At 64.4% G+C, this 11,274-nt stretch carries 9 protein-coding genes; 5 read left to right on the top strand and 4 right to left on the bottom strand.

The features are described 5' to 3' along the window. Nucleotides 1–23 precede the first annotated feature (23 nt). Both BQ8420_RS25995 and BQ8420_RS25990 read right to left on the bottom strand, forming a co-directional pair. Entirely contained in the window at nt 24–293 is a 270-nt protein-coding gene (locus tag BQ8420_RS25995) for a hypothetical protein (protein WP_200816099.1), read from the bottom strand. Between the two features lie 6 nt (nt 294–299). Further along, on the bottom strand, nt 300–827 hold the full coding sequence (locus BQ8420_RS25990) for a DUF6879 family protein (RefSeq protein ID WP_235006505.1): 528 nt from the start codon (nt 825–827) through the stop codon (nt 300–302). Between the two features lie 424 nt (nt 828–1,251). On the opposite strand from BQ8420_RS25990, the gene BQ8420_RS25980 reads away from it, so the two are divergent. Beyond that, nucleotides 1,252–3,687, top strand: a complete 2,436-nt coding sequence (locus BQ8420_RS25980; protein WP_200816098.1) for a tetratricopeptide repeat protein — start codon at nt 1,252–1,254, stop codon at nt 3,685–3,687. Between the two features lie 140 nt (nt 3,688–3,827). On the opposite strand, the gene BQ8420_RS25975 is transcribed toward BQ8420_RS25980, so the two are convergent. Continuing rightward, the gene (locus BQ8420_RS25975) at nt 3,828–4,055 is read right to left on the bottom strand and encodes a hypothetical protein (protein WP_087102151.1); all 228 of its coding nucleotides are present in this window, start codon (nt 4,053–4,055) and stop codon (nt 3,828–3,830) included. A 510-nt stretch (nt 4,056–4,565) separates the two neighbouring features. Here BQ8420_RS25975 and BQ8420_RS25970 point away from each other — a divergent pair. Continuing rightward, a complete protein-coding gene (locus BQ8420_RS25970; protein ID WP_087102149.1) occupies nt 4,566–5,588 on the top strand; it encodes a DNRLRE domain-containing protein in 1,023 nt (340 codons plus the stop codon). Between the two features lie 363 nt (nt 5,589–5,951). Here the strand turns inward: BQ8420_RS25970 and BQ8420_RS25965 are convergent, their stop codons facing one another. Beyond that, a complete protein-coding gene (locus BQ8420_RS25965; protein WP_087102148.1) occupies nt 5,952–6,581 on the bottom strand; it encodes a hypothetical protein in 630 nt (209 codons plus the stop codon). A gap of 667 nt (nt 6,582–7,248) precedes the next feature. On the opposite strand from BQ8420_RS25965, the gene ltrA reads away from it, so the two are divergent. The 3 genes from ltrA to BQ8420_RS25950 all read left to right on the top strand — a co-directional run bounded on the left by ltrA (nt 7,249) and on the right by BQ8420_RS25950 (nt 11,218). Further along, entirely contained in the window at nt 7,249–8,718 is a 1,470-nt protein-coding gene (ltrA, locus tag BQ8420_RS25960; RefSeq protein WP_087102146.1) for a group II intron reverse transcriptase/maturase, read from the top strand. Nucleotides 8,719–8,849: 131 nt separating this feature from the next. Continuing rightward, complete coding sequence (locus BQ8420_RS31670; RefSeq protein ID WP_369825549.1) at nt 8,850–8,990, top strand: hypothetical protein; 141 nt, start codon at nt 8,850–8,852, stop codon at nt 8,988–8,990. A 542-nt stretch (nt 8,991–9,532) separates the two neighbouring features. Beyond that, nucleotides 9,533–11,218, top strand: coding sequence for a condensation domain-containing protein (locus tag BQ8420_RS25950; RefSeq protein ID WP_087102142.1), 1,686 nt, complete (start codon nt 9,533–9,535; stop codon nt 11,216–11,218). Nucleotides 11,219–11,274 lie beyond the last annotated feature (56 nt).

The following is an 11,274-nucleotide window of genomic DNA, read 5'->3' as shown; positions in this document are numbered from 1 at the left end:
ATCACCCGAGCTGTACTCGTCCTTCAACTCCGAGAAGCAGGATGAAAAAGGCTCAGTGTGAGCGCGAGCCCTTCGATGTTTCCGGGGAGCAGCAGGTCCATTCCTCGGGGAACCGCGTTGAGGATCGACGCGGTCATCTCGCCGGCATCGTCGAGATTCGGGCCGTCAGAACGTAGAGAACGTCCATAGAAATAGGCGACCGGTCGATGTCCGGAATCGGCGCAGGCTGCGTGGATGGTGGCGAACTCGTCGGGTCCGGACGAGATCACGCAAATTCGTAGAGAGTCGTTCATTTATTCTCAGGTCAGAGTGAACTCGTTGTGCGGAATGGCGATCTTCCACGCGGATTCGAATGCCTGTGCGCATAGCCGTGCCACTTCCGGATCCGTGCTGGTCTCGTTGCCGACCCAGCCGCCGGTGGTGTCAATTGGTTGAAGCAACACCTTCGTGCCGTCGATGACCCAGCAGTCGTTGCCGGGCAGCGCCAAGCCGGAAGCACGGGTGCGAGGCAGCCAACGAACGTCCTCGCCGGCGGCCAGGTTCTGTGGTGTGCCCTCGTGCTCGAAGCGGATGTACTCGGTCACCGGTTCGGAGACGATCCGTACTCGGCGCAGGCGCACCCCTCGTGCCCTGGCGGCGCGCATGAGGTCGAGCCAGCCGGCCTTGCTTCGCGCGTCCTCTTCGGGCCCCCACCGGCCGGCGCGCCACTGCTCGATGTCCGACTGTTCCTCGGCCACCGCGTAGTTGTCGCGCATCTCCAGGTGGCAGGCGGATTCTTGGCAGGAGTCGAACAGGTCGGCCCAGCCGGCCGCGTCAAGAGACTCCACTCGTGCCGTCCTTCGGTAGGTATTCGAACAGGGATGCCGGTACGCGGACGACGGTTTCACCGTGGGGTATTTTCATTTGTTGTAAATCAGCCGGCTCGTTGATCAGGTACCCCTGGACGATGAAGTCGCCACTTTCAGTGTCTCGGTACAAGCGAGGCGATCCAACTTGTCCGGTGGTGCCGCCGACGAATTCTATTTTCATGTGAACCTTTCTTTTTCTGTATTGGTGGAGTTTGTATTTGATCTAATAGTTCATATATGAAGCTAGCAGTGGTGGAGTCGGAGGGGAAGGGGTCTTGTATACCTCGTGCTTGATGAGTAGAACGAGGAGTATGGTGGCTTTGGGTGAGAAATCGGCCGGTTCGATGTGATGTTTCAGAGGTGGTTCTGCCGAGCCGTGTCGGATGTGTGACCGGGAGGCGAAGTGGTCCAAGGGCCGAGTGATCGAGATCCGATGCCTGATTCAAAGATCCACAACACGCTTTCGAGCTCGACCGAAAGTGGTGTGGTTCAGGCGCGTGATATTGGCGGTGACGTGCACTTTCACGCCTCGGAGTCGGCTGTTGTAGTCCGGCCCGCCCAACTTCCGGGTGATCTGCGTGGGTTCATCAACCGCGCAGGCGAGCTGGTGCTCTTGGATGCGCTGTTGGAGGAAGGGGTTTCCTCCGCCGAAGGGCGTGGAGTTTTGCGGATCGCACTGGTCGTGGGTACGGCGGGTGTGGGTAAGACATCGCTGGCGGTGCACTGGGCGCACCACATCAAGGATCGCTTTCCCGACGGGCAGCTCTACGTCAACCTGCACGGATACGATCCCGGGCCACAGGTGAAGGCCACTGATGTCCTGGGGCGGTTTCTGCGGGCGCTGGGCGTACCATTGAGCCGAATCCCCGCAGGTGAAGAACAGCGCGCGGAACTGTTCCGTTCGGTGTTGGCGGATCGGCGTGTACTGGTGGTCTTGGACAACGTCGCTACAGCTGGAGACATTCGGCCGCTTTTGCCCGGTTCTTCGAACTGTCTGGTCGCGATCACGAGCCGGGCACGCATGTCCGGTCTGGTCATACGAGAAGGGGCGCAACGCGTGAGTGTGGAGACGCTGTCGCAAGCCGAATCCGTGCGGTTGCTGCGTGCCATAACCGCTGGACACCGTACTGCTGACGAGGACGCCGACCTCGCCGAGTTGGCCCGCCTGTGTGCTCGATTGCCTCTTGCCCTGCGGATCGTGGCCGAGCGGGCCGCGGCGCGACCGCACATGCCACTTCGCGACCTGATCACCAACCTGCGAGACGAGTCCGGTCTGTGGGAGGCCCTGTCGGTGTCGGAGGAGGGCGAAGCAGGTGAGGCAGACGCTGTGCGCACGGTCTTCGCCTGGTCCTATCGCGCGCTCACTCCACCCGTCGCGCGAATGTTCCGACTCTTGGGTCTGCATCCGGGTCCTGAGTTCTCGGTCGAAGCGGCCGCTGCTTTAGCGGCGATCGCCCCGGTTCGTGCTCGAAGGTTCCTCGATGTCCTGACCGGCGCCCATCTGCTGGAAGAGTGCGGTCACGATCGCTATCAGTTCCATGATCTGCTCCGCGCCTATGCCGTGGACCAGGCTCAGAACGAGGATTCGGCGGATGAGCGACGAGAGGCACTGAGTCGAGTCCTGGGTTGGTATCTGCACACGGCCGCGGCCGCCGCCCACGTGGGAGCGGCCGCTTACGCCATGCCTTTGTCCCTTGAGCCCCTGGACGCGCAGGTCGCACCGGTGGTGTTCGACGAAGCGAAGGAGGCTCTGGCCTGGTACGAGACCGAACGCGACAACCTCGTCTTCGCCGTGAGGGTGGCCGGCGCCCACGCCATGGACCGGGTCGCCTGGCAGATCCCCGCGACTTTGACGATGCTCATCGCCGATCGTGAACCGGCCGACACGTGGTTGCCCGCACAACTGGAGGCGTTGGCCTCCGCCCGACGCGCGCAGGATCGGTATGGCGAAGCGATCACCCTCGACAACCTCGGCATCGCCTACCGGCACCTGTTCAACTTGGGTGAAGCCGAGGAATGCTTCAGCGCCGCATCGGAGGCCTTCCGCGAACTGGGGAACAGGTTCGGGCAGGTCAGAGCCGCCAATGGGCTGGGTGTCGTCCACATGTTCGCGCATCGGTTTCGAGAAGCCGAAGCCTGCTTCCAAGAGACCTTGGAACGAGCGCTCGAACTCGATGATTCCGTCTACGTCGGAGCCTTCACCCGGAACATCGGCTGGGCTCTCCTCGAATCCGAGGAGCCTTCTGGACTCGATCGCGCCCAAGAGCTGCTGAAGCGGTCGGCGGATGCCCTTGCCGACGCGGATGAGCCATTGGAGCAGGCCGAGGCCTTGGCTCTGCTGGCGGCCGTCCACCGGCGAAAAGGACGTCACACATCGGCTCAGGAGACGGCTGAGCGGGCGTTGGCGATCGCGGGTGAGGCCGATGGGAAATTGTTCGAAGCGCTGGCCCTGCTGGAACTGGGACGAATCACTGTGGCTCGCGATGCGGGAGCCGAGGCGCTCGGCCACCTTCAGCAGGCCGCTGTCCTGTTCTCCCAAGTGGGTCGCCCCGACCTTCAAGCCGCCACCTGGGATGTCACGGGTGAGACGTACCTGCTTCTGGAGCGCACCGAGGAAGCGGTGGCGTTTCACCGGCAGGCGCTGTCGGTGTTCCGGCGAACAGGAGACCACTGGTCCCAGGTCCTCACCCTCGTCCACCTCATGGCGGCACTCGGCCAGCGGGGAGATCGGGACGGGGTGAGTGAACACCGCGGTGAGGCCCTGCGGTTGCTCGACACCCTCCCGGGTGAAGCCGCGCGAACACGACGGGCGGAAATCGAAGGGCAGACCGGGTTCTGAACCTGTCGCTGTCTCTGCCGCGGCGGGCGCGTAGCGGCCTTCTGCTACTGACCGACCCGAAGACGTCGAAGGCGATCCCGGTCGCGTCCGGGATCGCCTTGACGTGTATCGGTTCCGAGTGAGAGGTGAGGGCCGGAGCCTCAGCCGTTCTCCTTCTGGATCCGATCGAGGAGCATCCGTTTTCCCTGGTCGCCGGCCTTCTGGTTGTTCTCCTGGATCCGACGGAACCAGCGGACGAGCTCCTCGTCACCCTGGCTCTCAGCGTCCTTGATGTAGCCCTCCAGACGCCAGACGTTCTCCAGTGACTGATGAAGGGCCCAGATCAGGTTGTAGTTCTTGTCCTTGAGCGGGCTCGACGGCTCGGCCACGACAACCTCCTTGATGGCGCGTTCTCCCTTGTAGGGACCCGACTGCCCGACCCCGGCGGCCCGTACACGTCATCTGGACCATGACTCTCGGGCCTTGCCTTCTCTTGGTGTGAGATCCGGTCTTGTGATGGCTCGGCAAAAATCTTCCTTGGAAATCTGGGCCCGCCTGTTTCGGTTTTCCTGCTGTTCCGAAACGGATTCATGGGTGTGCGCCGGTCTGGCTCGAAGCGGGCTTCCACCTGCGACAGAGCTGACTTTCGGCTCGATGGTAACCGGATTTCAGTGGTTTCCGAATAAGGGGAGACTCTTCGCTCGATTACTTCCGGTCGAGTGAGTTGCCTGGTGTTCGGGTTTCTGGTGTTGGTAATTCTGGTTTAGGTCAGTATTTATATATCCGAGGTTTGTGGGTGGCTGTGAGTATTTGGTAACTTCCTTGTTGTCGGAACGGGGTGAAAAGCCCCGAGCTGATTCTTTTTCGGACATAAATGGAATGTGTAGGCACTACCCGTAATGCGTCGTTCCCTGGCCCGTGCGACGGCGGCTTGTGCGGCTCACGCCCTGGCCTTCGCGTTGGGGACGGGGATCGCTCCGGCCACAGCCGACGAAGAGCTCCCCACCAACGCCGGTGACACGGCCGCGGTCGGCGAGGGAGCTCCGGTTCCGGTCGCATCCGATGACGCGTTCGCCCCGGTGAGCTCCGGTGCGGACCGGGTCGAGGTCGAGAGCACCTCGTGGACCTACGTGGACCGTGCCTTCCCCGACCGGGCCCACGACGGTGTGGAGACCGAGACCGAGACCGAGAGCGTGGGCACGGGACACCTCGAATGGGACCGCGCCTACACCCGCAGAGCCCTGTTCCGATTCCCGGTCGAGTCCGAAGCCGAAAGCTTCGTGGAATCCGCCGTGCTGCGCGCCGAAGTGGTGTGGTCCTACGACTGCGCCGGCGATTCCGTCCTCCAACTGCACCGGGTCGACCCCTTCCACACCGGGGCCACCTGGAACGACCAGCCGACGTCTCGTGCCCTTCTCGACACCCGAAGTGTCCGGGGCGGACAGGCCTCCTGCCCGGTGGACGGCGGCGTGGAGTTCGACGTGACCGAGGCCTACCAATGGGCCATGGAGCAGGGTGAGACCCACGTCCACCTGCTGCTTCGGGAACGCGACGAGTCCGCGAGCTCGGCCTGGCGTCGTTTCGACGTCGAGGACGATCCGCCGGCGTTGAGGGTCGACCACGGCACACCGCGGGCTCCGGCCAAGGCCGTCGCCCATGACGGGCGCGCCCCGGAGCGCGCACCCTTTCGAACCACGGAAGGCCCCGCGCCTTCCGACGACCTCTCCCTTTGGGCGGGGGAGAGCGCCCCTGGCCATGTCCACGCCCTCGTCCTCGGAGATCCACGCCGGGTCGGCGGTGAGCGGGTCCGTTTCCACCGGGGGGAACGGAACGGGTATCCGACCGCTCCGGATGATCACTGGGGACAGGGCGAGGACACGCTTCCCACGGCTCGGGGACCGCCGAGGATCATCACTCCATGAAGGAGACGGTGACTTCTCTCCCGATGTGGCGCCCGTTCGGGCGGAAGGGACACATCGGTGGCGGTCCGAGTGAGCCGGGCGGACCGTTCCCGGAGCCCCGCGGTGGGCGGGTCCCGGAAGCGGTCGGGGAGTCGTGTCATCGCCGCACCGGTCACGGAGCAGGGTGGCCGATCGCGGTGGCGGCGCGTTCCGAGCCGATGAGAGAAGTGTGCGTCCCGAAGATCGGACGTACCCGGCGCAGAGTCTGGCGGGGCTCTGCGGTGGGAGGTCGAGGCGGCCTGGAACCGTCTGTGCGGGTGGGCACCGCACAGGAGGGTTCCGGGCCGCCATCGGTGTACCGGAGCGGTGGATGGTGGCTACGGCTCAGGCGACGACGGCCTCGGGGCGTTCACGAGCGTAGGCGGCCCGGCAGCCCTGCGAGCAGAACCCCAGGCGCCGCCCATCGTCCTCCATGACCAGGCTGTTCTTGCCGTCGGCCACGGTCATCTCGCAGATCGGGTCGGGCAGCCGCCCCTCGGGCACGGGCGCGGAGGTGCCGCTCTCCCAGGCGGCGCGGAACTCCTCGGTGAGGAAGGCCGGCACGTCGTCCCCGGTGGCCGGCCGCCCGTCCAGGCCGAGGCTGCCATCCGGAACACCATCGACCCGAACCCACAGGCTGCCGCGCGGACGCTGCCGGCCATGGTGGTCGTCCATCCGTTTCGCGGCGGTGCGCGCCAGACCGATGAAGGTGCCGGCCGCCTCCTCCCGACAGGCCTCGGGCACGGTGAGGGTGATGATGAGCGGCGGGGCGGCGTCGTCGGACGGCGGCCCGCCGCCGGTCCACCAACCGCGCAGCTCCCGGTAGGCGATGTGGGTGGCGGTACGGGCACGACGGATGGTCTCCGTCGCGTGTCCGTCGGGTTCGAGGAACAGGTCGACGATGGCGCGGGAGACCAGTTCGCGATCACGATCGTCCAGGCGACCGATCGGGTGGACGATCTCGATGAGCAGCATGGGTCCGCCTTCCGCCGAGCAGACCGGTGCCGCCCGGTTGGCGGGCTTAGTGCGGGGTCATTGGCGGATCGAGGTGCGCCATGAGGCGCTTGGTTACCGGATGGAGGTGAAAGACCCCATCGCCCGGCCGTCGCAGCGGCCGGGTAGAAGCTGAGGGCAGCCACCATGCCGTAGGAAGCGTAGGCGTGGTGGTGGCAAGCGGCCCTGACACCGTCGGGACGTGCGGGAACTACCAGACCGTGCGGGCCCGGCCAGCGAACCACGAAGGGATACACAAGGAATCGGTGCTTGACGCCTCGTTAGCCAGAACCGCTCTCAAACCTGGTGGATATGGGGCGGGACTGCGGTGCGGGCCGGGCTGTTTCGATAAGCAGGCTCCCGTCCGCGGCGGCCTCCAGCCGCACCGGACAGGTCGCCCCGCGAGTCTGCGGGTGGGGCGACGACCGCCGGGGTATAGCCGGGTCCCTCCCGTAGTAACCGGAGCGAAGTGAACATGGGAACCGTGTGGGGCCTACCCGCACCTATCGCCGCGACCAGCGGCCAGGTGGGCAGGCGCGCTGTCCGTTGTCGGGCCCCACGCGGGGCGGAGCGGCCGTAGTACTCCGAGGGCGGTAACGCCGTCCGCATGGGGAAGGGCCGCAGCGAGTCATCGCAGCAAGGAGAGGAAATGTCAGGAGCCACGCCGGTGAACACCGGCGTTCCATTCGATGCCGCTACGGCGGCCTCGCGGGTACTGGGGATTCAGTCCAAGCTGCACGATCGGGCGGCGGCCGACCCAGGCCGTGTGTTCGATGATCTGTTCAACCTTGTGGCCGATCCGGCGTTCCTGCTTCAAGCATGGCGCCGGGTACGGGACAACGCGGGGGCGCGCACTGCTGGGATCGACGGGTGGACCGGTCCGGAGATCGAGAACTCCGCCGGCGGTGTCGCCGGGTTCTTGTCCCGGATCAGGCAGGACTTGAAAGCCCGCACGTTCACCCCGCTGCCCGTGGCTGAGCGGCTGATCCCGAAGTCCGGGGGAAAGCTGCGACGCCTGGGCATCCCCACGGCCCGTGATCGGGTCGTGCAGGCCGCGCTCAAGCTCGTGTTGGAACCGATCTTCGAGACCGGGTTCAGCTCGTCGAGCTATGGGTTTCGGCCCGGACGACGCGCGCAGGACGCGATCGAGGACATCAGGCACCACGCCCGTATGGGATACGAGTGGGTGTTGGAGACCGATATCGCGAACTGCTTCGACGAGATCTCACACACCGCCCTGATGGCAAGGGTGCGTCAACGGATCTCCGACAAGCGGGTCCTGGCACTGGTCAAGGCGTTCCTGCACGCAGGAATCCTGACCGGTGACGGGCTCTTGCGTGAGACATCGGCGGGCACGCCACAAGGCGGGATCTTGTCACCACTGCTCGCGAACATCGCCCTGAGCGTGATCGACGAGCACTTCGACGCGGAGTGGAACACGCACGCCAACGAGTACTACCGACGCCGTCACCGCAAGCAGGGAGGGGCGACCTACCGGTTGGTGAGGTATGCCGACGACCTGGTCGTGGTGGTGTTCGGCACTCGCGAGCATGCCCAAGCACTGCGCGGGGAAGTCGCAGACGTGGCCGCGAAGATCGGGCTACGCCTCGCGGAAGACAAGACCCACACCGTCCATATCGACGACGGATTCGACTTCCTCGGGTTCCGCATCCAACGGCATACCCAGTGGGGAACGGACCGTCGCCGGATCTACTCCCACCCCTCGGACAAGGCCGTCAAGTCGGTGAGGTCCAAGGTCAAGGCGTTGACTGGACGGCAGACCATGAGCATGGAGCCTCGCAAGATCTTCATCCGTTTGGGGTTGCTCTTGCGGGGCTGGACCACGTACTTCCGGCACGGGGCTTCCAAGATCGCCTTTAGCGATCTGGAGCATTACGTGTGGCACCGTGTCTGGAAGTGGCTGCGACGTCGACATCGTCGTAAGAACTGGAGATGGATCGCCCGCACCTACGGCACGCCCCACAGCCGGTGGGGCTTTGCTGCCGAGGGTGTGGAGTTGTTCAACCCCGCCAAGGTATCCATCATCCGGTACCGGTATCGGGGCAACGCGATCCCGACCCCGTGGATCATCCGGCCAGAGGTAGTCCCTGCCGCCTGAGGGGCTCGTGGAGAGCCCGGTGCCGGGAAACTGGCACGCCGGGTTCGGGCGAGCGGTCAGGGGAAACGACCAGCGGAAATGCTGGAACCGCGCCTCTGGCCGACTCGCACGCGCTACACCATGTGCGGGACGTGAGCTTTGGCGAGGACGCCTCGCGGGTGCGGACCGGGCACGGCCCACAGAACATGGCGATGCTGCGCAACCTGGCGATTCCGCTGCTGACGGAGTTGGGGATGAGCAGCATCCCCGAGGCCGTGCGCTGGGTGTCGTAGGAGACCTTCACTCGTCATCTAGAGCTACTCCAGGTCCCCTGAGCAGGGCAGACGCGTCCCTCACCCGACTTTGCAACAGCCCTGGTGGTCGAAGGGGTCAAGGAACGGTGTCGGTGAGCCAAGGGGGATCGAATTCCGAGTCCGCTGTCGGGAACGGGTCGGAGGGGGAAGAGATATGAAGAATCCGTGAGTTTTTACGAAAACCGTTCGGGTTGAGGCTGGGTGCCGTTGTTCTGGCCGCAACCGGCCACGGGGGATCCGGAAGCATCGAAGGTGCGCTGTTTTCCTGGTCGAGAATCGTGAACCGCTTTGCTCATGGTGTCTGAGCTGCGTATATGCCGAGCGATCATGGTTCACGAATTCATGGGTTGAGCCGATAAAAGATTCGATGTTTGGTCACCATGTCTATGGATGTGCTCATGATGGTGACCTCGAAAAATACTCAGGGTGACAGGAGTGGAAGACCTCTTGCCTGCGATTTCGTTAACATGAAGACCGAGGCCTCCGTGCTCTGATTTTTGGGTCGTAACTTTGTGTAAAAAATGCATCACGCTCAGTCTGTTGACTTTTATTCGTTTTCTTGTTCTTCTGTTGGCTGTGCTGTTGAGATATTAACTAGAGCCTTTATCGGGCATAGACGATTGAAGGGGGGTGGTGGTGTGGTTATCGAAGAGAAGGGCTTGACCTGGGGGCAGAAGTATTTCTGGGATAGCTATCTCAAGCTCGCTCTGGAAGACCAGTGGACAAAGAATTCCATGATGGACATCCCTGTCCCCGAGGACACGAGTGTGGAAAGGGTCCTGGCGTGTCTGAAGGTCCTCACTCGAAGACATGAGGGGTTGCGGACGCATTACGGTGTCGATGGGACCGGAAGCCCGGTGCAGAAGGTTCGAAGCGAGTTCACGATTCCCCTGAAGGTCGAGGTCGTCGGTTCCAGGGAGGAAGCGGTGGCCTTTTCCGGACGGCTTTGCCGGGAGGGTTTCCGGATCACCGAGGAACCTCCGGTGAGGGCTGGGGTCGTGGTCGATTCAAGGCTGCCCGACCGGGCTCGGCGGCTGTTCCTCGTCCTGCACCACATCGTCGCCGACTGGTTCGCGCAGGGGATCGTGCGCAGCGAGGTCGAGTGGCTGCTCGGTGGCGGGCCGGAAGGAGCGCTCGCTCTCCCCGTCCAACCCCGTGACCTCATGGAATACGAATCATCTCAGGTGGGACTCAGGAAGAGGGATCGCTCGACGGAGTACTGGCGTTCCTTGATCCCGACCTTCCCTCGTACCGCCTTCCCCGTGCCCGCCGTGGTCGTCGAACCGGGCACGGCGATGGAGGCCGTGTTCGCCTCCAGTGAGATGACGCGGTCCTGCCGCCGCGTCTCGCGCACCCAGGGCGTGTCCGTTCCCGCCTGTCTCCTGGCCTGCTACGCGCTCGCGCTGTCCGCCTACGTCGGAAACGACCACGTCGGTATCGCGGTCAGTAGTGCCAATCGTCACCGGCGGGCCGGTCTGTCGGCCCTCGCCAACATGATGCAGTCGCTACCCGTACGGCTGGACGTTCGGGGAACCCACAACTTCAGCGACCTCCTCCACAGGGCGCGCGAATGCGAGACGCAGGTACTGAGGTACGGCCTGTTCGACCCCGACCACGCCGCCGACGCCACGCGTGATGTCCTCGAACGGCGTGGACTCGACCTCGACGCGATCCCGGGGTTCAACTGCCTCTCTCACGGGGGCGGGCGGCCCTCGCAGGGGTCCGCGCCGTTCGAGGAGCACACCATCACCCGCCTCGGGGGGAGGCTGCGCCACGTCCTCCAGATGCGCTGCCGCTCGGACGCGGGAATCTTGCGAACCTCGCTCCGATACAACGCGGAAGTGCTGCCCGGGGAAGACGTCGAGGCGTTCCTGCGGGGCATGGCCCGGATCCTGACCGTGTACGAACGCAGCCCGGAGGTCGGTCTGGAAGAACTCATCGACCTGGCCGGCCTCCCCGTCCTTTCCCGAGGCCCCGGCTGGTTCCGCTCCGAGGGCTGCTGGGTGTCCACCGCCCAGACCGAGGAGATGATCCAGCGGATCCCGGAGATCACCAAGGCCTCCGTCCGCGAGGAAGGTGGGCTGGTCCAGGCTCTCGTGTCGACCTCGGAACCGGTGCCAGAGGAGCGTTTTCGGCGCCTCCTCCACGCACAAGTAAGGAATCACCCGGCCTCCGTGGTTCCGGATCGTTTCTCCTTCTGTGAATGATGCCTTGGCGGATCGCCGTACGTCCGGTATCCACAGTCGTTTTCACGGATCGACCT

The organism is Nocardiopsis sp. JB363 (assembly GCF_900143625.1).
Lineage (GTDB): Bacteria > Actinomycetota > Actinomycetes > Streptosporangiales > Streptosporangiaceae > Nocardiopsis.
The sequence above is the reverse complement of the archived record's forward strand: the minus strand, read 5'-3'. Positions and strand labels throughout refer to the sequence as shown.